Below are 22,875 nucleotides of genomic sequence, written 5' to 3'. Positions count from 1 at the left end.
CGAGTGCGGATCTATCTGGAAGTCGCCAAAAGCGAGTTCCGTCGCTACAGCACCTATCGGGCGGCGACAGCCGCGGGGGTTTTCACCAACACCGTGTGGGCTTTCGTCAAGGCCTACATCTTCCTCGCGGTGTGGGACGCACGGGGTGACATCGGCGGGTACGACGCCGTGGACGCCGTGACGTTCGCGTTTCTGTGCCAGGCGCTGGCGGCCCCGCTCTCCATGTTCGGCCTCGGCATGGACCTGCCCCAGCGCATCCGCACCGGGGACGTCGTCGTCGACCTGCTGCGCCCCGCCCACTTCCAGTTGTGGTGGTTCGCCACCGACATGGGGCGCTCGACGTTCCAACTTCTCTTCCGCGCCTTCCCGTTCCTGGCGGGCATCGTCTTCTTCGAGGTCCGTCTCCCCGGCGGCCCGGGGCAGTGGGGCCTCTTCCTCGTCTCGTTGCTCCTGGCCTTCGCGGTCAGCTTCGCCCTTCGCTACGTCGTCGCGCTGGCCGTGTGGTGGGTCATGGACTCACGCGGCCTGGAGACCCTGATGACACTCCTCACCCTGTTCTTCTCGGGCATGGTCGTGCCTCTCGTCATGCTGCCCGGGTGGTTCGGCACCCTCGCGTCCGCGCTTCCGTGGTCGGCGATGCTCCAGGTCCCGGCGGATGTGTTCCTCGGCACCCATCAAGGGGCGGAGGCGTTCGGAGCCCTGGGTTTCCAGGCTCTCTGGGCGGTCGCGATCCTGGCGGTCGGGGCCCTGATGACGCACCGTGTGCGGACCTCGATGGTGGTGCAGGGTGGTTGAGGCTCTGCGGGCCTACGGCCTGCTCGTGCGCATGTGGACCAGGGCCGCCTGGCAGTACCCTGCCTCGCTGATCCTGATGACGGTCTCCCAGGCGCTGATCACACTGATGGATCTGGCCATGGTCGGGGTCCTCTTCTCGCAGGTGGACGCCCTGGCCGGGTTCGGCCTGCGGGAGGTGCTGTTCCTCTACGGCACCGCCTACCTGGCCTTCGGGCTCGCCGACCTCGCCGTCGGCAATGTGGACCTGCTCGGATACCGCATCCGTATGGGCACCTTCGACTCGATGCTGGTCCGACCGGCGAGCACGCTGGTGCAGGTGGCGGCCGAGGACTTCAGCCCACGCAGGGTGGCGGTACTGCTCCAGGGCCTGGTGGTGCTCGGAGTGTCCCTGCCGATGGTGCCGGTGGACTGGGACGGGACCCGGGTGCTGGTCCTCGTCGGCATGGTCCTCTCCGGGGCCGTCATCTTCGGCGCCATCCGGGTCATCAGCGCGGCCCTGCTCTTCCTCATCAACGACGTGGCCGAGGTGATCAGCGCGTTCACCTACGGGGGGAACATGCTGACCCAGTACCCGCTGGCCGTGTACGGGCAGCAGGCGCTGCGCGTGCTCACCTGGGTGGTGCCGCTCGGTTTCGTGAACTGGTATCCGGCCCTGTACGTGCTGGACCGCCCCGACCCGCTGGGTCTGCCACCGGCGGTGCAGTTCGCCTCGCCCGTCGTGGCCCTGATCCTCGTCCTGCTGGCCCGGGCGGCCTGGCAGGGCGGGGTCCGCCGCTACCGATCCACTGGGAACTGACCATGAGCCTCATCGAAGTCACCGACGTCCGTAAGTCGTTCAGCGTTCGCAAAGGGGGGATGCTGCGAGGCAAGCGCACCACCGTGGACGCCGTGCACGGCATCTCGCTGCGTGTGGAGCAGGGCGAGACCGTGGGGTACATAGGTCCCAACGGCGCCGGCAAGTCGACGATGATCAAGATGCTGACGGGAATCCTCACCCCCACGTCCGGCACGGTGCAGGTCGCCGGTCTCGTACCCAGCCGCGAACGGGTCGCTCTGGCGCGGCGTATCGGCGTCGTCTTCGGCCAGCGCAGCACCCTGTGGTGGGACCTCCCGCTGGAGGACAGCTTCCGGCTCATCCACCACCTCTACCGCATCCCCGACGAGCGGTTCCGGGAGAACTTCGACCGGTACGTCGAACTGCTCGACATGGAGGGGTTCCTGCGGACGCCGGTGCGTCAGCTCTCCCTCGGGCAGCGGATGCGCGGCGAACTGACCGCGGCGCTGCTGCACGACCCGGAGATCCTCTTCCTGGACGAGCCCACCATCGGGCTCGACGCGGTCAGCAAGAGCACGGTGCGCGGTTTCCTGGAGGAACTGAACACCAGCCGGGGCACCACCATCATCCTGACGACGCACGACCTTGAGGACATCGAGCGACTGTGCGGGCGCATCGTCGTCGTGGACGACGGGCGCATCGGCTTCGACGGGTCCCTCGAAGGACTGCGCTCCCGGATGAACGCCGACCGCACCCTGGTCGTCGACCTGAAGGACCCGGTGGAGGCGCTGACCCTGCCGGGCGTCCGGGTCACGCGGGTCGAAGGCCCCCGCCAGTGGCTCGCCTTCCCCACCACGACGAGCGCCTCCGCCGTCATCGCTCAGGTGGCCTCGCAGGCCGACATCGTGGACCTCTCGCTGCGTGAGCCGGACATCGCGGACATCGTCCAGCAGGTTGTGTCAGCGGGCTGACGGTACCGGCAGGTCCCTGCGGCGGAGCTTGCCGCTCTCGTCGCGCGGCAGCGAGGGCACCACCTCGTACGAGGCCGGCACCTTCGCGGGAGACAGACGGCCACGGCAGTGCGCGTCGAGCACCGCGAGGTCCGGGCCCCGGGCCCCGGCGGACACCACCAGCGCGTGCGGCACCTCCCCCAGCAGGGCGTGCGGGCGGGGCACGACACAGGAGTCGGCGACCCCGGGCGCGGAGGCCAGGACCCCCTCGATCTCAGCCGGGTAGACGTTGGCCCCGCCCACGTTGATCATCTCCCCGGCCCTGCCCAGGACGTACAAGTAGCCGTCCTCGTCCAGGTAGCCCAGATCGCCGACGCTGCGGTACGTGTCCCGCCACACCGGCAGTTCCACGGGCGCGCTGAGATAGTCGGGGCCCTCGCCCGCACACCGGAAGAACAGCCGGCCGGGCTCACCGGGTGCGCACGGCTCGTCGTCCTCGCCCACCACGGCGATCGCCCCCGGCGCGGGCCGTCCCACGCTTCCGGGCCTGGCCAGCCAGTCGTCGCCGCGGATGTACACGAAGCCGAGCTGCTCCTGCGAGGAGTAGCTCTCGAAGACCCGCTCCGCCCCGAGAAGCCCGATCCAGGCCCGCTTCACCTCGGGAGGGCACGGGGCCGAGCCGTGATGCAGGGCGGTCACCGAGGAGAGGTCCCGGTCGCGCAGGCCCACCCGGGGATCGAGGAGCATCCGCATCATGGTCGGCACCAGCCGCATCACGTTGACCCGGTACCGCTCGACGGCCTCGACCGCCAAGGACGGCATGAACCGTGGCAGGAGCACCACGGTGTGCCCGAGCGCGAGTCCATGGTGCAGGGCGCCGAACCCGCTGTGGTGAAGGGGCGCCGCCACCAGCTGCACCTGGCCCGTGTCCAGGCCGACCGCCCGTTCGTGCGGGCTCGGCAGGTCGTCGGCGTCGAAGACCCACCCCCGGCGCCGGTGGATGATCCTCGGCCGCCCGGTGGTCCCCCCGGTCGCCGAGGCACTGCGCGGCTCCGCGTCCGGCTGCCCGGGAGACCGCGTGCTGCGGCCGTCGCCCCAGGCGGCCGGGGTGAGCCGGCCGTCGGCCGGGGCGTCCGCCGGGACGCCCACCAGGACGCGCGGCCGGACGGCGGCCGTCAGCGCCTCCGCCTCCTCGGCGCGCAGCCTCGGATCCAGGGGCACCACGGTGGCGCCGAGCTTCCAGGCCCCGAGGGTGGCGACGACGTGATCGAGGCCGTTGGGCAGGGCGATCATGACCGGGTCGCGGCCACGCACACCGTGCGCGCGCAGCACGGCCGCGCAGTGGTTCGCCCGCTCGTCGAGCTCCGCCCAGCCGACCGTGGTCGCGCGCCCGCGCCGGTCCAGCACCACCAGCGCCGCATCCTGCGGGCGGCTCGCCGCCGTCCCGGCCACGAGTTGGCAGACCGTCATGCGCCGCATGGCGCGACCTCCTTGTGTTTCCGGTTCACACCGGCCGGTGACCTCCGGCCGGTGACCTCCGGCCGAGCGAAGATTCTACGAACCACCGGGCCGACCGGATGGTGCCCGCCGGCCATCGGCCCCGTCCCGCTCAGCCCGTCCGGGGTGCGCCCGTGTCGCGTGCGAGGAAGAACAGCCGGGCCGTCTTGTGCTCCAGCCGGACCTCCTGGCCGGCGGTGAAACCGCCGCGTGCCAACCGGCGGTGCGACTTCTCGTTGCGTACGTCGGGCTCGGCGACGACTCGTAGACACGCCGGGTCGGCCCAGACGAAATCAAGCATGGCCGTCAGCAGCGCCCCGCCGAAGCCCTTCCGGGGCGCGCCCTCGGCGGGGGCGAACAGCAGGTGCATGCCGACGTCCCCGGGCCTGACCGGATAGTGCTCGCCCAGCGGGTCGTGTTCCGGCTCGTAGGTCTGGAGCAGCCCGACGGGACGTCCCTGGTGCTCCAGGAGGTAGGCGTGGTGGGTCTCCAGGCCGTCGACGTAGGCGTACACCTCACGCACCTGTTCCACGGTACGGCCGACCATTCCCCAGTAGCGGGCACGGTCGCTGTCGACCCAGGAGTGGACGACGGCCGCGTCCTCGCCGGGGTCCAGGGCCCGCACCGTGAAGGAGCCGATGCCGGGCACCTCGCAGGTGTGGAGCACGGGCGGGGCTGCTCCGCCGGGGCGGGGGGCCGGCACGTCGGGGCCGGGCCGCTCGCGGACGGTCACGGGTACCTCCTCCGTGAGCAGCCGCCAGTCGGTCACGACGGGTGCGAGCTCGCCGCGCGCCCACAGGCCGAGCTGATCGTGGTGATGGGGACTGGACGGCCGCCCCGAGGCGCCCAGCGGCACCACCCACCCGCTGTTGTCGCGGTCGGCGAGGTCCCAGACGTAGCGCGCCGCGGAGGCGCGCGCGCTGAGGTCGGTGAGGCCGGGCACGCTGGAGGAGGACATGACGCAGTCGTGGTCCCCGTGGACGGCGGGCCACTCGGTGTCCTGCGAGGGCACCGCCTCCCAGGGAGCGAGGCGGTGGGTGTCGCCCCAGGCCGCCGCCACTCCCGCGGCGGCCACCTCCTCCAGCGCCTCCCTGGTGTGCGTGGCGACGTCCACGGAGCCGGGCAGCACTCCGGGCGCCGTCAACCCCTCCAGGGCATGGCCGACACGGCCCAACGGGGACAGCCACGGCAGGAAGAGGGGCGGGTCGTCGGCGCGCGGGGTGAGGCCGGCGAGGGCCGGGTCGGCGGTCAGCCGCCGGGTGAGCGCGCCGCGCCAGGCGGCGAAGACGGCGGCGCCCCGTGAGTCGGCCGCCATGCGCCGGTCCCAGGAGGCGAGCTCCTCGCGCAGTGCGTTCGCCGCGGGCGACAGCCCGGTCAGGGGGAGGACCAGGCGCTCCAGCAGTACGGAGGCCGGGACCAGCAGGGTGTCCGTGTGCACGGCGGCCATCTCCCCGGCCGACCAGCGCGGACGGGAGTCGAGCAAGGCGGCTATCCGGCGGGCGCGGTGCGGGGCGGCGAACTCGACGCCGAGAGGCGAAGCCAGGCCCCGGGCGTTGGCCATCACCGCGCGCCCCTCGCTGAGCCCGGCCCGCGGCATGGGCTCCCAGGCGCCGGTCCAGGCGGCGGCCTCGTCCCAGGCGTCGACGACACGCACCCGGTTGGCGGCGGCCCGGACCGGCACCGTCCCTGCCACGCGGTGCAGCAGTCCCCCGGACGTGTCGGCCGCCATCACCACGTTCACCGGCTCCACCCAGTGGTCCAGGGCCCGGTCCACGTCCGCGACGGACCGGGACCGCAGAAGCGCGGGGAGGGCGTCGAAGCCGAGCGAACCGCGCACCCGGGCGGGCCACCGCAGGCTGACCGCCGTCCACCGGCCCCGCGCGCCCGGATCGCCCGCGTCACCGGGCTCTTCCTGTGCGGGCACGCCACCGAGCACGACCGGGCCGCGCGCGGTCTCCACCGTCTCCACCACCACCGGTTCCCGCCGGGCCACGTCGATGGTCTCCGTGCCCGACCGCGCCTGTTCCCAGCCGTCCGGCCCCCACGCCTCCACCCCGGCCCCGGCTCCGGGTGTGCGCCGCAGCCGCTCGCGGTAGAGGTCCTGATAGTCGGCCATGGAGTTGGTGATGGCCCAGGCGACGCTTCCGGCGTGACCGAAGTGAGCGATTCCCGGCACACCCGGGACGGCGAGTCCCAGTACGTCGAACTCGGGGCAGGAGAGACGTATCTGCTGGTACACGCCCGGTGCCTCGATGAACCGGTGCGGATCACCGCCGAGCAGCGGGAACCCGGACGTGGTGCGTTCGGGACCGAGCAGCCATCCGTTGCTTCCCGAGGAGCCCGGGCCGTCCGAGGCGAAACCGCGCACGGCATCGGCGCCCAGGACCTCGATGACACGGTCGCGCCAGAGCTTGGAGGGGAAGCCCGCGAAGAGCAGGTGGTGCGAGAGCCACAGGGCCAGCGGCGTCCACGGCTCCCATGCCGCCGCGGCGAGCTCCGTACGGGCGAACTCGGGTGCCAGACGCCGGGCTTCGGGCAGGGCCGAGTTGACGCCCTCGGTGTAGGCGCTCACCCAGGCCTTCGTGTCCGGCGAGAGGCTTTCGAAGCACCTGCGCGCGGTGTCCGCCAGGCCCGCGCGCCGGACGAGGGCGTCCCAGTGCACGTGCTCCTCACCGAGGAAGGCGGCGGAGGTGCCCAGCGCGCGGTGGCGTTCGACCTCGATCTGCCAGGCACGGTCCCGCGCGGTGACCGCACCCTGGGCATGCGCCAGGGCCGATGCGTCCGTCGCCCGCAGATGCGGAATGCCGTAGGCGTCTCGGTAGATGCGGGCGGTCAATCCGGGACTCCTCGCGCGGTGTGCCTGAGGTGGAGGGGACGAACCCCTGGTCGCGCGGGCTCCGGTGAGGAGCTGCCCGCCGGGCCGGCGGTCCGCCGCGCGCGGCCGCTTCCTGCCGGGAGACCGGAATCCGGTTTGCGAGGTTACCCTAACGTCGCGCGACTCGCGCGCCCCCCCACCTGCTCGTTTGTGCTGCGGCGAGGAGGTGCGGCGACGGTGCACCCTGGCCGGCCCCGCCGCGGATCAGGCGGGGCATGATGGCGGCCGCGGTGTCGCGGCGACTGCCGGTCCGGACGCGTCGCGTCGCGTGCCCCACGTCGAGGCGATGTCCGCCTTCCGCACGTGAGACACCCGCCACGCGCCGAGCCGGCCCGGGTACCGGCTTCGCCCACCCGTCTGTTCCATCCGCACGCCGAACCACCGGAGAACCGCATGCCCCACCCCGACACCGAAGCGGTGCACGACTTCGTCGCCGTCGGCCTGGGTCCGTACAACCTCGGGCTCGCCTGCCTGAGCGCCCCGGTCGAGGACCTCGACGGCGTCTTCCTGGAGGCCCGTGAGCAGTTCGACTGGCATCCCGGCATGCTGCTCGACTCCGCGACCCTCCAGACCCCTTTCATGGCCGACCTGGTGACGCTCGCCGACCCCACCTCGCCCTTCTCCTTCCTCAAGTACCTCAAGGACAAGGGACGCCTCTACCCCTTCTACATACGCGAGAGCTTCTACCCGCTGCGCGCCGAGTACAACGACTACTGCCGGTGGGCGGCGGGCCGGCTCCCCTCCGTCCGCTTCGGACAGCGCGTGGACCGGGTGGAGTACGACGAGGCGGCAGGTGTCTACGTCGTCAGCGCCACGCGGGTCGGCACGGGCGATGTGGTGCGTCACCGGGGGCGCCACCTCGTGCTGGGCACCGGGACGCCGCCCCATCTGCCCCCGGCCTGCCGGGGCCTCGGCGGCGACCTCATCCACAACTCGACGTACGTGGCGGACAAGGCGGGGCTCCAGAAGAAGGAGTCGATCACCATCGTCGGTTCCGGCCAGAGCGCGGCGGAGATCTTCCACGACCTCCTCTCCGACATCGACGTGCACGGGTACCGCCTCAACTGGGTGACCCGCTCGGCCCGCTTCTTCCCGCTGGAGTACACCAAGCTCACGCTGGAGATGACCTCCCCCGACTACGTGGACTACTACCACGCGCTCCCCGAGGACACCCGCTACCGACTGGTGGGGGAGCAGAAGGGCCTCTCGAAGGGCATCGACGCGGAACTGATCAACGCCGTCTTCGACCTGCTCTACCAGAAGAGCACCGCCGGCCCCGTCCCGGCGCGGCTCCTCACCAACACGTCCCTGGACACGGCCCGGTACGACGAGACCAGCCGCCGGTACACCCTGGGCCTCCACCACGTCGAGCAGGATCGGGACTTCGCCCTGCACACGCACGGACTGGTGCTGGCCACCGGCTATTCCTACGCCCCGCCCGCCTTTCTCGACCCCGTCCGGGAGAGGCTCCGGTGGGACGGGCACGGCGGCCTGGACGTCGCCCGCAACTACAGCGTCGACGTCACCGGGCGGGAGGTGTTCCTCCAGAACGGAGCGGACCACGCGCACAGCGTCACCTCGCCGGACCTGGGCATGGGCCCGTACCGCAACTCGTGGATCATCCGCGAGCTGACCGGCCGCGATGTCTACCCGATCGAGAAGAGCATCACCTTCCAGGAGTTCGGCGCGCCGGACGGGGACATCTCGTGACGCGTCTCGACCGGCGGGTGCTGTTCTCCCGCACGACACCCCTGGGCGTCCTCGCCCTCCACCCCCTGGTCCCGGACGAGGACGGCGGGTTCCTGCACGCCTGGGTGACCCACCCGAAGGCCACGTACTGGATGATGGGTGACCTGAACCCCGGGGAAGTACGGCGAGCCTACGAGGAGATCGCCGCGCATCCGCACCACGACGCCTTCGTGGGAACGCTCGACGGCGAGCCCTGCTTCCTGATGGAGCGCTACGACCCCGCGAAGGTCGAGCTGGCGGGGCTGTACGAGGACCGGCCCGGCGACATCGGTATGCACTTCCTCTGCGCACCGGCCGGTGAGCCCGTGCACGGTTTCACCCGTGCCGTCATCACCACGGTGGTCGCCTCCCTCTTCGAGGACCCCGGGGTGCGGCGCGTCGTCGTCGAGCCCGATGTGCGCAACACGGCCGTGCACGCTCTCAACACCGCCGTCGGCTTCGTGCCGGAGACGACCCTGACCAAGCCCGAGAAGGAGGCCCTGCTGAGCTTCTGCACCCGGGAGCGATTCCGGGCCGCTACCGAAGGAGTCACCGAATGACCGCCGCTCCCGGCCCTCGCGGGCCGAGCGACCTGACGGCGCATCTGCGCCCGGACCTGTGGGCCGCCGCCAACCTCGCCCTGGTCCGCAAGGCCCTCGCCGAGTTCTCGCACGAGCGGCTGCTCGTACCCGAAGCCGTGGGGGAGGGCCGGTACGTAGTGCGCTCCGACGACCGGACGGTGGAGTACCGCTTCTCCGCACGCCGCTTGGAGCTCGATCACTGGTACATCGACCCGGCGACTCTCACCCGCCACCGGGGCCCTCTCGCCCTGCCGCCGGACCTTGTCGACCTCGTCCTCGAACTGCGCGGGACCCTGGGCCTGAGCGACGAGGTGCTCCCCGTGTACGTGGAGGAGCTGAACGCGACCCTCTCCTCGATGGCCTACAAGCTCTCGCTGCCCCCCGTGTCCGCCGCCGCACTCGCCCTCCGGGGTTTCCAGGCGCTCGAAGCAGGCATGACCGAGGGCCACCCCGGCTTCGTCGCCAACAGCGGGCGGATAGGTTTCGACAGCGAGGAGTTCCACCGGTACGCGCCGGAGGCCGGCACCCCCGTACGGCTGGTGTGGCTGGCTGCCCGCCGTGACCGCACGACCTTCACCTCGTGCGCGGGCCTCGACTACGACACGCTGGTCGAGCGGGAACTCGGCGAGGGACAGCGAGCGCGGTTCGAGGATGTCCTGACCGGTCTCGGCCTGGAGCCCGGTGACTACTTCTTCCTCCCGGTCCATCCCTGGCAGTGGGCGAACAAGCTCAGCGTGGCCTTCGCGGGCGAGGTGGCCACCCGCGCCCTCGTCCACCTCGGCGAGGGCGAGGACCTCTACCTCCCGCAGCAGTCCGTGCGCACCTTCTTCAACGCCACTCACCCCGAGCGTTCCTATGTCAAGACCGCCATCTCCGTGCTCAACATGGGCTTCATGCGCGGACTCTCGGCGGCCTACATGGAGGCGACCCCAGCGATCAACGACTGGCTCGCACAGCTGATCGCCAAGGACCCGGTGCTGTCGGCCACCGGACTGACGATCATCCGTGAGTACGCCGCGATCGGCTATCGCAGCCCGCAGTACGAGGCCGCCACCGACCGCTACTCGCCCTACCGGAAGATGCTGGCCGGGCTGTGGCGGGAGAGCCCTGTGCCCGGACTGGCCCCGGGAGAGCGCCTGGCCACGATGGCCGCGCTCCTCCACCAGGACCGCGACGGCGAGTCGTTGGCGGCGGCTCTGATCGCCTCGTCCGGGCTCGGCGCGCAGGAGTGGTTGCGCCGGTATCTCGACGCGTACCTCACGCCGTTGCTGCACAGCTTCTACGCCTACGACCTCGCGTTCATGCCGCACGGCGAGAACGTGATCCTCGTCCTCGACGAGAACGGCGCCGTGGTGCGCGCGGTGTTCAAGGACATCGCCGAGGAGATCGTCGTCATGGACTCCCGTACCGCCCTGCCGGCCGCGGTGGAGCGCGTGCGGGCCGACGTGCCCGAGGACATGCGGCTGCTGTCGATCTTCGCCGATGTCTTCGACGGCTTCTTCCGCCATCTCGCGGCGATCCTGGACGAGTCCGGTGCCATGGAGGAGCGGGAGTTCTGGCGCACCGTCGCCCACTGCGTGGCCGACTACCAGGAGTCGGTGCCGGACCTCGCGCAGAGGTTCGTACGGTTCGACCCGTTCGCCGCTACCTTCGCCCTGTCGTGCCTCAACCGCCTCCAGTTGCGCGACAACCGGCAGATGGTCGACCTCGCCGACCCGTCCGCCGCCCTGCAACTGGTCGGCGAACTCTCCAATCCGCTGGCCCGGTTCCGCCCCGGCGGGTGACCTGCCCGCCGACGGGCGGGACCCGGCACCGGGCTCGCAGGGCCGGGGGTGAAGGGGGCCGAGGCAGGCCCCTTTCACCCCCGGTTGCCGACTGGCCCGGGACGACGGGACGGGACGGCGGTCAGGCCTCGCGGGAACCCTCGTACATCTCCTCGATGACCTCGGCGTATTCGCGCTCGACGACAGGCCGCTTGACCTTGAGACTCGGGGTGAGTTCACCGTGCTCGATGTCGAGGTCGCGCGAGAGCACCGAGAACTTCTTGATGGTCTGCCACCGTTGGAGGTCGTCGTTGACCCGCTGGACGAAGCCATCGATCAACTCGCGGACCTGCGGTGAGGAGACGACCTCGGCGTAGCTGCGGCCGCCGAGGCCGTGGGCCGCCGCCCACGGCATGATCACGGTCTCGTCCAGGGTGATCAGGGCGGTGCAGAAGTTGCGGCCGTCGCCGATGACCAGGATGTTGCTGACGAACGGGCAGACGGCCTTGAAGCGGCCTTCGATCTCGGTGGGCGCCACGTACTTGCCGCCCGAGGTCTTGAACAGGTCCTTCTTGCGGTCGGTGATCCGGACGAAGCCGTCCTGGTCCCTGTTGCCGATGTCGCCGGTGTGCAACCAGCCGTCGCTGTCCAGCACCTCCGCGGTCTTCTCGGGGAGGTTGTGGTAGCCGCGCATGATGCCAGGGCCCCGCAACAGGATCTCGCCGTCCTCGGCGATGCGGACCTCGGTGCCGGGCAGCGCCGTGCCGACCGTGCCGACCCGGTTGTCCTCGGAGGGGTTGACGACACAGCCCGCGCTGGTCTCGGTCAGACCGTAGCCTTCGAGGATGCGCACGCCGGCGCCGGCGAAGAAGTAGCCGATATCGGGGGCGAGTGCGGCACTGCCCGAAACGCTGGCGCGCAGATTGCCTCCGAAGGCCGCGCGTATCCTGCCGTACACCAGCCGGTCGGCGATGGAGTGCTGCAACGCGAGTGACAGGGGCACGCGGCGTCTTCCGGATTCCGCCATGCTCTCCTGTCCGGCCCTGGCGCAGTCGCGGGCGACCTTCGCCGCCCAGAGGAAGATCCTGTACTTGACGCCCCCCTCGGCTCTCGCCCTCCCCGCGATGCCGTTGTAGACCTTCTCGAAGATCCGCGGGGCGGACGCCATCAGGGTGGGACGCACGGCGGGCAGGTTGGTGATGATGCGGTCGACCCGCCCGTCCACCGCCATCACGTGGCCGGTCCTGATCTGGCCGGAGATCAGGGCCTTGCCGAAGACGTGGGACAGCGGCAGCCACAGGAACTGCACATCGTCGGAGCGCAGCAGCCCGCAGGACTCCTGTGCCACGGCCTGGTAGGACCAGCAGTCGTGGACCAGGCGCACGCCCTTCGGCCGGCCGGTGGTGCCGGAGGTGTAGATCAGGGTGGCGAGTTGCTCCGGCTCGATGGCCCGGACCGTCTTCTCGATCGCGTCGGGGTGCTCTGCCAGGTACTCCGTGCCCCGCCTCTCCAGCTCAGCGAGGGACAGCACCGTGAGCCCCTCCACCTGAGGGACGTCCGCCTCGGCGTCGAAGAGGATCGCGTGGCCCAGCTCGGGCAGGCGCTCGACGTGGGGGACGACCTTGGCCAGCTGGGCGGCGTTCTCGACGAAGATCGCCCGGCTGCCGGAGTCGGAGAGGATGTACACCGTCTCATCGGCGTTCGTGCTGGGGTAGACGGCGGTGGCCGCAGCGCCCGCGCACATGACGCCCAGGTCGGCCAGGATCCACTCCACCCGGGTGGAGGAGGAGATCGCCACCCGCTCCTCGGACCGGACTCCGAGGTCGAGCAGGCCGGCCGCGATCGCCCTGACCCGCTCCGCGGTCTGCGCCCATGTCAGCGAGCGCCACTGCTCGGTGCCGGGCACGCCGTCGTCGGCCGGCGCGGGGTAGCGGTAGGCCTCCCGGTCGGGTGTGGCCTCGACTCTGGAGAGAAGGATGTGCGCCACGGAATCCGGGCGTCTTTCACAGGGGGACTGCGCGGAACTCATGTTGACCTCCGGGCCCGGGTGCGCCCATCAAACGACTTGTTAACTGACAGGTAACTCGCAAGCAAGGGTCACAGTAAGGTGCGCGCCCGCCGATGCGTAAGGGAAGAAGGCGTTTCACCGGCGGCCCTGCCGAACCCTGGGCGGGTGCACAAGGAGCCGCCTGCGCCAGGCCGCGCTTCCCGCTGCCGGTTCATACCCGGCCGCCGTCTCGTACGCGGTCGGGGTCCGCTCGCGGCGCGTCGACGACCGGCCGGTCAGCCCGCCCAGGCCGTGGGTCCGGTCACAGACTGAGCACGAGCTTGCCGCGGACCTGACCGGTCTTGCTGGTCAGCTGTGCCTCGGCCGCCTTCTCCAGGGGCAGAACGTCCTGGACTTCGACGTGAACGGCCCCGGTGTCGATGAGCTTGCCGATGTGGTGCAGCGCCTGGCCGTCAGGGGCGACGATGACGCGCCGCCCTGTGATCCCCGGTACGCGGTAGGCCTCGTCGATCGGTTCCGGCAGTGTGACGAGCATCCCGCCCGGACGCAGCAGCGGCCACGACTCCCGCTGGGTCCGGCCGCCGACGGTGTCGATGACGACGTCGACCGGTTCGATGGTGTGCAGGCTGTCCGAGGTGCGGTCCACGGGTTCGTCGACGCCGAGCCGGCGCAGGAAGTCGAGGTTGCGCGGCGACGCGGTGGCCGAGACGTGCGCCCCGAGGTACTTGGCGAGCTGTACGGCGAAGTGGCCGACGCCGCCCGCGCCGGCGTGCACCAGAACCCGCTGCCCAGCGGTCACCTGCGCGGTGTCGAGGGACTGCCAGGCGGTCAGGGCCGCCAGAGGGACGGCCGCGGCCTGCGCGAACGACAGGCTGACAGGCTTGGGCGCCACCGCTGAGGCAGGCAGCACGGCGTATTCCTGGTAGGCGCCGCCGTACGGCAGGGGCAGCATGCCGAAGACCTCGTCACCAGCGGCCGGGCCGTCAGCCGTCGTCGTCGTGACGACCGTCCCTGCCACGTCCCAGCCCATCCCCAGCGGGAAGGGCCGGTCCGTACCGACCGCGCCTTCACGGAACTTCCAGTCGACGGGGTTGACCCCGGCCGCCCGGACCCTGACCAGCATCTCCCCGTCCGCGACGGCCGGTACCGGCTGCTCGGTCAGTTCCAGGACGCTCTCGTCGCCGTAACGGGAGAAGACCACTGCACGCATGACCGGTGCTCCTAAAGTCTGAAAGTCTGAAACGAGCCGTCGGCCTCAGGGGCGACGGCTGTGCGGTACGCACTGTTCTCAACCGTGGACCGGAGAAGCCCTGCCAGCCATTACCCCGTCAGTACCACCCTCCAGACGATGGAGGGTGGTACTGACGGGGACCGGACGGCGCCTTCCGCCGAGGGCATACTGACGTCGGTGGTGTGGTGGGAAGGACCGGCCCGCTCCGACGAGGACGAACCAGGGGGGCCGTGAAGCAGGCGCGTGAGCTGGGCAGATTTCTCCATTCACGGCGGTCGCACGTGACGCCTCAGGTCGCGGGCGTTCCCGTGCTGGGCCGACGGCGGGTGCCGGGGCTGCGCCGCGAGGAGGTGGCGGAACTCGCCGGGGTGAGCGCTGTCTACTACACGCGTCTGGAGCAGGGCCGCGCCACCAATCCCTCGGATTCCGTCCTGGACGCACTGGCCCGTGTGCTGCGCCTGGACGCGACCGAGCGGGCCCATCTGTACGCTCTCGCCCGCCCGCCGCAGCACCGGGCGGGCGAGTCCCTGTCCCCCGAGACGCAGCGGGTGCGTCCGGAGGTCCGCCGGCTTCTGGACGCCGTGGGCGACGTGCCCGCGTACGTCCTCGACCTCGACATGGACGTACTCGCCGCCAATGACCTCGCCCTGGCCCTGATCCCCGGCTCCACCGATGTCCCGGCGGGCACCTGGAACATCGCCCGTTACATCTTCCTGGACACCGCGGCCCGCAGCCTGTACCCGCATTGGGAGCAGGTCGCCCGCCAGACCGTCGGGTTCCTGCGCTTCTCAGCCGCGCGCCATGCGCACCAGGCGCGTCTGGGGCACCTCGTCGCGGAACTCAGCGACCACAGCCTTGAGTTCCGGGTCTTGTGGGCGGAGCAGGAAGTCCGGGAGAAGACGCATGGCGCCAAGACCTTCGACCACCCGGTGGTCGGTCGCTTCGACCTCGCCTACGAGACCCTCGCCCTGCCCGGCGACGAGGGCCAGTCGCTCGTCGTCTTCACCGCTCCCTGCGGCACCGCGGAGGCCGCGCTGAAGCTGCTGGGAAGCTGGGCAGTGACAAGCGCACGACAGTAGGGCGGAGTCACCCGGCACGGTACGGCCCTACTGCCGGGCGCGGTTGTCGGCCCGCCTTCGTCCGGCGGCGGGGAGGGGGGAGGCGGTTGTGCGCGCGGTGCGGCCGGGGTGGGGATCTTGCAGGGCGCGGCCGAAGGCGGCGGCGTGGGGGTGGGGGTTGGTGCGCGGGTAGGCGTAGGTGAGGACGGCGGGCGGGGCGCCCGAGAGCGGCAGGTAGAGGATGTCCGGGTCCGGGTGCTGTGCGGCCACCGACACCGGCAGTACGCCGACGCCGCGGCGGCCGGCGACGGCGTGGAGGTACTCCTCGATGTTGGAGGCTTCCGCGCCGATTTCGGGGGTGGCGTCGGCCGGCCAGTCCTGCGGGGTGAGTGTGCCGCTGACGGTGTTGACGACGATGCAGCGGCGCCCGAGATCGCGCCAGGTGACGTGCTCGCGCACCGCCAGGGTGGAGGCCCGGGAGACCGCCGCGATGCGCGGCTCGCGCAGGATCTCGGTGGTGACCAGGCGGGGGTCGTGGACGGCCCCCCAGAGCAGGGCGGCATCGACGGCGCCCTCGCGCAGTCCGGCGGTGCGGTCGTCCCGGCGTACGGTCTGCACGAGGACGAGGTCGCGTTCCTCCAGCGTGGCCTGCGCCTGGCGGCCGCGCCGGAGGGGGAAACCCCAGGCGTAGCCGAGTCGCAGTGAGGACTGCGGCTCGGCGGGCCGGAGCGCTGATTCCAGTTGGGGCAGCAGAACCTGGAGGTCGGCCCGAAGACGGTGTCCCTCCGCGGTGAGGGTGGGGTGGCGGGTGCTGCGGTCCACCAGGGCGCGGCCCAGGGCTCCCTCCAGGCGCTGGACGTGGCGGCTGAGGGTGGGCTGGGAGATCCCGAGACGGTCCGCGGCCCAGGTGAAGTGCTGTTCCTCCGCCAGCGCGAGAAAGCACCGCAAATGACGCAGTCCGATATCCATGGGGACAATGCTAGCCAGGGGTGGGTGTTTGCCCAGGTCAGGGGGTTGGGGTGGCCTCGGTGGCCCTTTCCCCGCGCCGGACGGCGCCACGTACCACCGTCAGGTGCAGGACGAGGGCGACCGCGGTGAGAGCTCCCGTGTAGTACGGCAGCGAGGCCGGGGCCGCACCGAGGCCCAGCGCCACGCCGCCGAGCGCGGACCCGACACCGCTGCCGAGGTAGACGGCGGAGCTGTTCAGCGAGACGGCGACGGTGGCCTGTCGGGGCTGGGCGGCGATCAGCTGGTGCTGCTGCGGGACCTGTACGGCCCAGCCTGCCGCGCCCCAGATCACCAGCGGGACGACGGCCCAGGCTGCGGCGGCGTGCGCGGCGGCGGGCAGGACGAGTTGGCTCGCCACGATGAGGACCAGGATGCAGGTGACCGCGGCGAAGGGGCGGCGGGTCCGGTCCACGACGGGGCCGATGAGGAGGCTCCCGACGATGCCTCCCGCGCCCCAGGCCCACATGGCCCAGACTGTCCGGTCGGTGTGGGCGGCGTCGAGGAGGAACTCGGCGAGGTAGGTGTACAGGCCGAGGCTGGCGATGCCGCCGAGCAGCGAGACGCAGACGATACCGGCGATCCGGCCGCCGGCGAGGGCGCGCAGCCGTCGGCCCAGCGGAGGCGGCGGACTCACCTCGATCTTCGGCAGCCGTACGATGCCGATGAGGGCGGCCGCGCCCAGCGCGGTGATCAGCCACAGCGTGCCGCGCCACCCCATGTGCGAGGCGAGGAGCATGCCGGCCGGGACACCGATGACCGTACCGATGCTCAACCCGCCCATGACGGTGGCGAGGGCGCGGCCACGGCGTTCCGGAGTGGTGAGGCCCGCCGCCGTGGCGGCGGCTATGGGGGAGTACACGCCCGCGCCGATGCCCGCCACCGCGCGGGCGATCAGGAGGACCGCCAGGGTGGGGGCGAGGGCGGTCATGGCGTTGCCGATCGTGAAGACGACCAGGGCCACGCCGAGCACCACCTTCGCCGGCCGTCTGGCCAGGAGGGTGGCGAAGACGGGCCCTCCCAGTGCGTAGCAGAGCGTGAAGACGGTGACCATCTGCCCGGCCGACGACGCCGGGACGTGCAGGTCCGACGAGACGTGGGGCAGCAGCCCTGCCATCACGTAGGCGTCCACTCCCAGGGCGAACGTGCCCAGCGCGAGGAGCGGGATGAACCTGCCGCGGCCGTCCTGTCCCTGCGGCGCGGCTGTCTTTTCCGTGACGCTCATTCGAGGCAATCCATCTTCATTTCGGTGGTGGTCAATTCATTCGACGTTGCCGAGGCGTCGGGCAGTTCGCGAAGCGGGCGGGTCGCGCGTTTCTCTGCCTTGCAAGTGATGTGCGTTCCTGATTGCACGTGACCTGCAAGCGGGGAAATTACATACAGCGCACGCTCTGGATACAAGCCCATGGCCTGCATCTTCCATGTCTTCTCCGTATGCCCCCAGGTCGCTGAGGCGGGCGGCGATTCATGAGATGCCGGTCACACGGTCGAAAGTGAATGCGCGGATAATGCGCGGATATCGCGGCGGTGGCGGTGGCGGTGGGGAATGAGGGCGGGATCACGCGGGCGCACGCGGCCGGGCATGCGAGCTGGTACGCGGGCGGGCATTCGGCCAGGCATTCGGTCAGGCATGTGGGCGGGCATGGGGCGCCTGGATGTCGGAAGTCCCAGCCGAGCACCGTTCGGGCCTCGGACCAAGAGGCAGGCGCCCGGGTGCCGTTGCTCGTGGATGCGGGCTCGGGGCTCACGTGAGGCGGCGAAATGGGGCGGTGGGCAGGCCCGTTGGCGGCCGGAAGGAGGTGCCCGCCTCGTGGTCGGTGTGCCGGGCTCCTATTCTGGGCGGGCGCGAACGACCGCGGGGGACCGGCCATGGGGGGATCGGGTCAGTATGGGCAAGGGCAAGGACAGCGAGCGGTACACGGCCATGGAGGGCATACAGCCGCTCGTGGCGGGTGATCCGTCCCGGATCGGGCCCTATCCACTGCTCGGCCGCCTCGGTGCGGGAGGCATGGGGCGCGTCTATCTGGCCCGGTCCGGGGGCGGGCGTACCGTGGCCGTGAAGGTGGTGCACGAGGAGCACATCGCGAACGGCGAGTTCCGGGCGCGCTTCCGCCGGGAGATCGAGGCCGCCCGCCGGGTCGGTGGGCGCTACACCGCCCCCGTACTGGACGCGGACCCCGACGCCGCGCGGCCGTGGGTGGCCACCGGTTACGTTCCCGGCCCCTCCCTGGAACAAGCCGTCCGCGAGCACGGGCCGCTTCCCGCCGAGTCGGTACGCGCTCTGGCCGAGGGGCTGTTGAGGGCCTTGCGCGGCATCCACGCCGCCGGGATCGTCCACCGTGACCTGAAGCCGTCCAACGTCCTGCTCACCGTCGACGGCCCCCGCGTCATCGACTTCGGCATCGCCCGTGCGCTCCAGGTCTCCGTCGAGTCCTTGCTGACCAGCACCGGCATGGTCATCGGCTCACCCGGATTCATGGCGCCCGAGCAGATCCTCGGTGAGGAGACCGGGGCCGGTGCGGATGTGTTCGCCCTCGGCTGTGTGCTGATGTACGCGGCCACCGGAACCCTGCCGTTCGGGAACGGCGCCAGCAACCAGCACGCCGTGATGTACCGGATCGTCGAGGGAGCTCCGGACCTCGCGGCGGTGACGGACGCCCCTCTGCGTGAACTGATCGGGCGCTGCCTGATCAAGAAGCCCGCGGAACGGCCGGGTGTGGACCTGCTGTTGGAGAGCCTGGTGCCGTCGCAGGGCTTGGACGGGCCGGGTTCGGGCGCCTCCGGTTCCTCCGGTTCCTCGGGAGTGCTGCGTGGCGCTTGGCTGCCGCCGCAGCTCCTGGCCCGCCTGGCTCAGCAGGCGGCTTTGTTGCTGGATGCGGAGGTGCCGGAGGGGGCCGAGGCGGAGGGGCCTGGGCCGGAGGAGAAGCCTCAGGCTGCTGCTGCCGGCGCTCCCCTCGCGCCCTCCCGGCCCGACATCGGCACAGTCGATTTACGGCCGGATTCGGCGGCTGACCCCGGGCCGAAAGCTGAATCGACCCCGACCCCGACCCCGGACCCGGAGCGTGAGTCGGCGTCAGAGGCGGGGCCGGAACCGAAGCCGAAGCCAGAACCGAAGCCGGAACCCAAGCCGAAGCCGGTTTCAGACCCGGAGCCGGAGCCAGAGCCGGAGCCAGAGCCGGAGCCGAAGGAAGGGCCCGCCCCCGACCCCGCCCCCGCACCCTCGCCCACCTCCACGCCCTCCCCCTCGACCGGCATCGTGACTGCCGCGGAGCCGTCCCGTCGGCCGCGTCGGCGTACGTGGGTCGTGGCTGCCGCGGTCGTCGCCGTCCTGGTGGCAGGCGGCAGCATGGCCTTCCTCAACAGGGACCCCGGCGGCGGCGCCGATGCCCGGGGTGGTGGGGCGACCGTCCCTCCCGGCGCCAGTGATGCCCCCTCCGGCCCTCCGGCCTCGCCTTCCGGAGAGCCCGGCGACGAGGACGACGAGAAGGACGACAAGAAGGGCGACAAGGAGAAGGACGAAGAGAAGGACAAGGGCAAGGACAACGGCGACGACGAGGATTCCTCGGGCGGGGGCGCCGACAGCGGGCAGGGCTCGGGCGGCGGCGGTTCCGCCGCCTCGGGTGGCGGTTCGTCCGGCTCCGGCTCCGGTTCCGGGTCCGGCTCCGGTTCCGGGTCCGGGTCCGGTTCCGGGAGCTCAGGGGCCTCCGGCGGGGGCGGTACGCAGAGTGGGGGCGGTGCTTCCGGTGACGGGGGTTCCGGCGCCGCTCCGAAGCCGCCCGCTCCCGACCCGGGCACCCCGGCCCCGGACAACCGGGTGCCCCAGCACTTCGTCGGCACCTGGTCCATCGCGTCGCAGTACAACGCCCTCCAGCCCCACACGGTGGTCATCCGGAGGGTGTCCCCGGGGCAGAGCGCGGTCACCCTCATCTCCGACGTACAGGGCCCGGGGCACTGCGAGTACACCGCGAAGCTGACCTCCGTGGCGAGCGGCGGGAAGCGCATCAACGTCGGTACCGCCGTCGTCGACACGGCGCGCTCCACCGGCATGTGTCAGGACAACGACCCCTCGTTCTTCGCCGTCGACGGCTCCGGCATCCTCCACAACGTCGGCCCCGCCCACGGCAGCGGATACCGCTACAACCGCAGCTGAGGGAGGCGGCGGCCTTGGCCGTACGGGAGTGGAGCCCCGCCCGGTCAGTCCGCCGACTCCCCCGGGTAGGCCGTCTCGAACGCCGAACGGAACAGGGCCGTGACGTCCTGGCCGGTGAGGCCCTCCGTACGGGCCTGGGTCATCCAGTCGGTGAGGGCGGCACGCAGGGGGGAATCGGGGCCGGACTGGGGCTGGGCGAGGGAGCGGGTGATGAAGGTGCCCGCGCCCTGGCGCACCTCGGCGAGGCCCGCGCGTTCCAGCTCGCGGTAGGCCTTGAGGGTCGTGTTCGGGTTGACCTTGGTGGTCGCGGCGACCTGGGCGGCGGTGGGGAGGCGGTCGCCCTCCTCCAGCGCCCCCATGCGCAGCGCCTGTTCGACCTGGCGGACGATCTGGAGATACGTCGCCACTCCGCTGCGCCGGTCGATGCGGAACACGACCACGGACTTCACCTTCCGCTCGATTGCCGACACTTTACGTAGGGGGACGGGACCCGGGGGGACGGGGGCGTACCTACAGCGGGCGGCGCGAGACCCGCCACAGGGTGAACGCGGTGAGCAGGGCCGTTCCGGCGAGCAGCAGGCCCGCAGCGGTCCACTGCATCGCCGCCATCTGGCTGTAGTCGAGGTACTCGATGACGTCGTTGACGATGCCGTGTTCCTCGATGCACGCGTTCTGCGCCTTATCGGTCGCCTCGGCACAGGTGCCCCAGCCGAAGAGCTCCCCGTCGGCGTTGCCGACCCAGCGGTCCACCTCGTACGACTCGCTGAAGCGGGCCGGGAGTTCGCTGTCCATCGGGTACGTGAACATCTGCGTGGAGCCGAGGCGTACGCGTACCTCGTCCCAGGCGAACTGTGCGACGACCGTGAAGAGGAACGTGACCACCATCGCCGGGAGCACCCGGCGCGCCAGGCAGCCGATGGTGATGCCCGCGGCGGTGAGGAAGAGCAGGAACGCGGGCAGGACCGGGCCCGTGTTGTCGAAGATCGTGCCCTCGATCCACTGGCTGGGGAACAGGGAGCGGTACGGCTCCCACCACCAGGTGAACAGCGCCGAGAGCACCAGACCGGAGACCAGGGCGAGGGTGTAGGCCAGGCCCAGCTTGGCGATCAGCCACTGGCGGCGGGTCACGGACTGGGTGGTGACCAGCTGCGCGGTGCCGTTCTCCTGGTCGCCCGCGATCAGCGGGGCGCCGACGAAGACGGCGAGGATCAGCGGGAGGCCGCCGAGGATGGTGGTGATGTAGCCGTAGCCCCGGTCGCCCTGGAGCGGGTCGCCGGCGTCCTTTTCGGGCCAGCCGGCCGCGTCGAGCACCTGGATCAGCTCGTGGCGCTCGTACACGATCCAGAGCGCGCCCAGCAGGGTGAGGCCGAGGACGCAGAGCAGCGCGGTCCGGTGCTGGCGTACGACGAGCCACGGCAATCCGCGCAACAGGCGTCGCCCGGTGCCGAGTCCGGTGGGCTTCGTCCCGGTGAGGGTGGTGGTGCTGCTCATGCGGCCTGGGCCCCTTCGGTCTCGACGCGGGCGCCCTGGGTGTAGAGCGAGGGCGCGTCCGGGGAACGGAGATGGGCGAGGAGAACCTCCTCCAGGGAGGGTTCGACCCGCTCCCAGTCGGCCGGAAGGGGGCCCTTCGGCCGGATCATCGCCCGGAACTGCCGCCCCTGGAGGCGGGTTTCGACCACGGTGTGGTGGTCGAGCTCCGTCGGCAGGGCGCCGTCCCGGGCCACCCCGGTGACCAGCGCGTGGGCCGGGACCAGCGCGTCGGCGTCACCGGCCATCCGGATTCGGCCGTCAGCGACGACCAGCAGGTAGTCGCACATGTCCTCCAGCTCGGTCAGCAGGTGCGAGGACATCACGACCGTGGTCCCGCGCTCGACGGCCTCCGCCATCAGCAGGGTGGTCATCTCGTCGCGGGCCAGCGGATCGAGGTCCGCCATCGGCTCGTCCAGGAGCAACAGCTCGGGCCGCTTGCCGAAGGCGAGCGCGAAGGCCAGGCGGGTGCGCTGGCCGCCGGAGAGCGTGCCGACCCTCGCGTGCGGCGGGACATTGCCCGAGCGGACGATCCGGTCGGCGGCCGCCGCGTCCCAGCCGGGGTTCAGCTCGGCGCCCATCCGCAGGGTGTCCGCCACGGTGAACCGCTTGAACAGCGGCTTCTCCTGGCCCAGAAAGGCGAATCTCGGCATGACGGCCGGGTCGTGGACCGGTACGCCGAAGATCCGCAGTTCGCCGGCCGTCGGCTGCACCTGGCGGGTCGCAAGCCCGAGCAGAGTGCTCTTGCCCGCCCCGTTCGGGCCGACCAGGCCGCAGATGCGTCCGGCCGGAATCCGGAAGGAACAGTCGCGCAGCGCCCAGCCGCGCCGGTAGCGCTTGCCCAGGCCGCGGGCCTCCAGTGCCCAGTTGCCCGGTGACCCCGGAGTCTCCGGGGTCCCCGAAGTCCCGTTCGGAGTGCTCGTGTACGCCAC

18 protein-coding genes are annotated in these 22,875 nt (G+C 71.3%); 8 read left to right on the top strand and 10 right to left on the bottom strand.

Annotated features, from left to right (window positions below; translation table 11 throughout):
* Nucleotides 1-3 precede the first annotated feature (3 nt).
* The 3 genes from ACZ5WC_RS08255 to ACZ5WC_RS08245 are packed head-to-tail and all read left to right on the top strand — an operon-like array spanning nucleotide 4 to nucleotide 2,541.
* Nucleotides 4-795, top strand: a complete 792-nt coding sequence (locus ACZ5WC_RS08255; RefSeq protein ID WP_468540057.1) for an ABC transporter permease — start codon at nucleotides 4-6, stop codon at nucleotides 793-795.
* The gene (locus ACZ5WC_RS08250; protein ID WP_468540056.1) at nucleotides 788-1,591 is read left to right on the top strand and encodes an ABC transporter permease; all 804 of its coding nucleotides are present in this window, start codon (nucleotides 788-790) and stop codon (nucleotides 1,589-1,591) included. Before ACZ5WC_RS08255 ends, ACZ5WC_RS08250 begins: the two co-directional genes overlap by 8 nt.
* 2 nt (nucleotides 1,592-1,593) lie before the next feature.
* Nucleotides 1,594-2,541: an ABC transporter ATP-binding protein gene (locus ACZ5WC_RS08245; protein ID WP_096628718.1), complete on the top strand. Its 948-nt coding sequence runs from the start codon at nucleotides 1,594-1,596 to the stop codon at nucleotides 2,539-2,541.
* Here ACZ5WC_RS08245 and ACZ5WC_RS08240 read toward each other — a convergent pair.
* Together ACZ5WC_RS08240 and ACZ5WC_RS08235 are read right to left on the bottom strand one after the other, a co-directional pair.
* Nucleotides 2,530-3,999, bottom strand: coding sequence for a class I adenylate-forming enzyme family protein (locus ACZ5WC_RS08240; protein ID WP_468540055.1), 1,470 nt, complete (start codon nucleotides 3,997-3,999; stop codon nucleotides 2,530-2,532). The genes ACZ5WC_RS08245 and ACZ5WC_RS08240 overlap by 12 nt on opposite strands.
* A gap of 130 nt (nucleotides 4,000-4,129) precedes the next feature.
* The gene (locus ACZ5WC_RS08235) at nucleotides 4,130-6,853 is read right to left on the bottom strand and encodes a GNAT family N-acetyltransferase (RefSeq protein ID WP_468540054.1); all 2,724 of its coding nucleotides are present in this window, start codon (nucleotides 6,851-6,853) and stop codon (nucleotides 4,130-4,132) included.
* A 432-nt stretch (nucleotides 6,854-7,285) separates the two neighbouring features.
* Between ACZ5WC_RS08235 and ACZ5WC_RS08230 the strand changes: the two genes are divergently transcribed.
* From ACZ5WC_RS08230 to ACZ5WC_RS08220, 3 genes are read left to right on the top strand one after another with little or no spacing between them, the layout of a single operon-like run.
* The gene (locus tag ACZ5WC_RS08230; RefSeq protein WP_468540053.1) at nucleotides 7,286-8,602 is read left to right on the top strand and encodes a lysine N(6)-hydroxylase/L-ornithine N(5)-oxygenase family protein; all 1,317 of its coding nucleotides are present in this window, start codon (nucleotides 7,286-7,288) and stop codon (nucleotides 8,600-8,602) included.
* A complete protein-coding gene (locus ACZ5WC_RS08225; RefSeq protein WP_468540052.1) occupies nucleotides 8,599-9,180 on the top strand; it encodes a GNAT family N-acetyltransferase in 582 nt (193 codons plus the stop codon). The genes ACZ5WC_RS08230 and ACZ5WC_RS08225 overlap by 4 nt, the downstream gene beginning before the upstream one ends.
* Nucleotides 9,177-10,985 carry an IucA/IucC family protein gene (locus ACZ5WC_RS08220; RefSeq protein WP_468540051.1) on the top strand — a complete coding sequence of 603 codons (1,809 nt, stop codon included), beginning with the start codon at nucleotides 9,177-9,179 and terminating at the stop codon, nucleotides 10,983-10,985. The genes ACZ5WC_RS08225 and ACZ5WC_RS08220 overlap by 4 nt, the downstream gene beginning before the upstream one ends.
* Before the next feature lie 121 nt (nucleotides 10,986-11,106).
* On the opposite strand, the gene ACZ5WC_RS08215 is transcribed toward ACZ5WC_RS08220, so the two are convergent.
* Both ACZ5WC_RS08215 and ACZ5WC_RS08210 read right to left on the bottom strand, forming a co-directional pair.
* Complete coding sequence (locus ACZ5WC_RS08215) at nucleotides 11,107-12,993, bottom strand: AMP-dependent synthetase/ligase (protein WP_468540050.1); 1,887 nt, start codon at nucleotides 12,991-12,993, stop codon at nucleotides 11,107-11,109.
* 280 nt (nucleotides 12,994-13,273) lie between these two features.
* On the bottom strand, nucleotides 13,274-14,182 hold the full coding sequence (locus ACZ5WC_RS08210) for an NADP-dependent oxidoreductase (RefSeq protein ID WP_468540049.1): 909 nt from the start codon (nucleotides 14,180-14,182) through the stop codon (nucleotides 13,274-13,276).
* A 302-nt stretch (nucleotides 14,183-14,484) separates the two neighbouring features.
* Here ACZ5WC_RS08210 and ACZ5WC_RS08205 point away from each other — a divergent pair, with 302 nt between their 5' ends.
* Nucleotides 14,485-15,282 (top strand): helix-turn-helix transcriptional regulator, encoded by a 798-nt coding sequence (locus ACZ5WC_RS08205; protein ID WP_468540048.1) that lies wholly within the window; start codon nucleotides 14,485-14,487, stop codon nucleotides 15,280-15,282.
* A 27-nt stretch (nucleotides 15,283-15,309) separates the two neighbouring features.
* Here the strand turns inward: ACZ5WC_RS08205 and ACZ5WC_RS08200 are convergent, their stop codons facing one another.
* The 3 genes from ACZ5WC_RS08200 to ACZ5WC_RS08190 are packed head-to-tail and all read right to left on the bottom strand — an operon-like array spanning nucleotide 15,310 to nucleotide 17,682.
* Nucleotides 15,310-16,230, bottom strand: a complete 921-nt coding sequence (locus ACZ5WC_RS08200) for a LysR family transcriptional regulator (RefSeq protein WP_468540047.1) — start codon at nucleotides 16,228-16,230, stop codon at nucleotides 15,310-15,312.
* 37 nt (nucleotides 16,231-16,267) lie between these two features.
* Nucleotides 16,268-17,491 carry an MFS transporter gene (locus ACZ5WC_RS08195; RefSeq protein ID WP_468540046.1) on the bottom strand — a complete coding sequence of 408 codons (1,224 nt, stop codon included), beginning with the start codon at nucleotides 17,489-17,491 and terminating at the stop codon, nucleotides 16,268-16,270.
* Nucleotides 17,488-17,682, bottom strand: coding sequence for a hypothetical protein (locus ACZ5WC_RS08190; protein ID WP_468540045.1), 195 nt, complete (start codon nucleotides 17,680-17,682; stop codon nucleotides 17,488-17,490). The genes ACZ5WC_RS08195 and ACZ5WC_RS08190 overlap by 4 nt, the downstream gene beginning before the upstream one ends.
* 472 nt (nucleotides 17,683-18,154) lie before the next feature.
* On the opposite strand from ACZ5WC_RS08190, the gene ACZ5WC_RS08185 reads away from it, so the two are divergent.
* Nucleotides 18,155-20,416 carry a serine/threonine-protein kinase gene (locus ACZ5WC_RS08185; RefSeq protein WP_468540044.1) on the top strand — a complete coding sequence of 754 codons (2,262 nt, stop codon included), beginning with the start codon at nucleotides 18,155-18,157 and terminating at the stop codon, nucleotides 20,414-20,416.
* Between the two features lie 44 nt (nucleotides 20,417-20,460).
* Here the strand turns inward: ACZ5WC_RS08185 and ACZ5WC_RS08180 are convergent, their stop codons facing one another.
* The 3 genes from ACZ5WC_RS08180 to ACZ5WC_RS08170 all read right to left on the bottom strand — a co-directional run bounded on the left by ACZ5WC_RS08180 (nucleotide 20,461) and on the right by ACZ5WC_RS08170 (nucleotide 22,875).
* Nucleotides 20,461-20,865, bottom strand: coding sequence for a GntR family transcriptional regulator (locus ACZ5WC_RS08180; protein WP_468540531.1), 405 nt, complete (start codon nucleotides 20,863-20,865; stop codon nucleotides 20,461-20,463).
* 61 nt (nucleotides 20,866-20,926) lie between these two features.
* Nucleotides 20,927-21,907 carry an ABC transporter permease gene (locus tag ACZ5WC_RS08175; protein ID WP_468540043.1) on the bottom strand — a complete coding sequence of 327 codons (981 nt, stop codon included), beginning with the start codon at nucleotides 21,905-21,907 and terminating at the stop codon, nucleotides 20,927-20,929.
* On the bottom strand, nucleotides 21,904-22,875 hold the full coding sequence (locus ACZ5WC_RS08170; RefSeq protein WP_468540042.1) for an ABC transporter ATP-binding protein: 972 nt from the start codon (nucleotides 22,873-22,875) through the stop codon (nucleotides 21,904-21,906). Before ACZ5WC_RS08170 ends, ACZ5WC_RS08175 begins: the two co-directional genes overlap by 4 nt.

The sequence above is a fragment of the Streptomyces sp. NPDC033165 genome, from assembly GCF_055577965.1.
Note: the sequence above shows the minus strand (reverse complement) of the source record. Positions and strands in the feature narration are given on the sequence as shown.

Excerpts from the sequence above, each read along its gene's own strand:
- ACZ5WC_RS08245 (WP_096628718.1), top strand. The coding sequence starts at position 1,594 with ATGAGCCTCATCGAAGTCACCGACGTCCGTAAGTCGTTCAGCGTTCGC.
- ACZ5WC_RS08240 (WP_468540055.1), bottom strand. The coding sequence starts at position 3,999 with ATGCGGCGCATGACGGTCTGCCAACTCGTGGCCGGGACGGCGGCGAGC.
- ACZ5WC_RS08230 (WP_468540053.1), top strand. The coding sequence starts at position 7,286 with ATGCCCCACCCCGACACCGAAGCGGTGCACGACTTCGTCGCCGTCGGC.
- ACZ5WC_RS08220 (WP_468540051.1), top strand. The coding sequence starts at position 9,177 with ATGACCGCCGCTCCCGGCCCTCGCGGGCCGAGCGACCTGACGGCGCAT.
- ACZ5WC_RS08215 (WP_468540050.1), bottom strand. The coding sequence starts at position 12,993 with ATGAGTTCCGCGCAGTCCCCCTGTGAAAGACGCCCGGATTCCGTGGCG.
- ACZ5WC_RS08210 (WP_468540049.1), bottom strand. The coding sequence starts at position 14,182 with ATGCGTGCAGTGGTCTTCTCCCGTTACGGCGACGAGAGCGTCCTGGAA.
- ACZ5WC_RS08200 (WP_468540047.1), bottom strand. The coding sequence starts at position 16,230 with ATGGATATCGGACTGCGTCATTTGCGGTGCTTTCTCGCGCTGGCGGAG.
- ACZ5WC_RS08195 (WP_468540046.1), bottom strand. The coding sequence starts at position 17,491 with ATGAGCGTCACGGAAAAGACAGCCGCGCCGCAGGGACAGGACGGCCGC.
- ACZ5WC_RS08190 (WP_468540045.1), bottom strand. The coding sequence starts at position 17,682 with ATGCAGGCCATGGGCTTGTATCCAGAGCGTGCGCTGTATGTAATTTCC.
- ACZ5WC_RS08185 (WP_468540044.1), top strand. The coding sequence starts at position 18,155 with ATGGGCAAGGGCAAGGACAGCGAGCGGTACACGGCCATGGAGGGCATA.
- ACZ5WC_RS08175 (WP_468540043.1), bottom strand. The coding sequence starts at position 21,907 with ATGAGCAGCACCACCACCCTCACCGGGACGAAGCCCACCGGACTCGGC.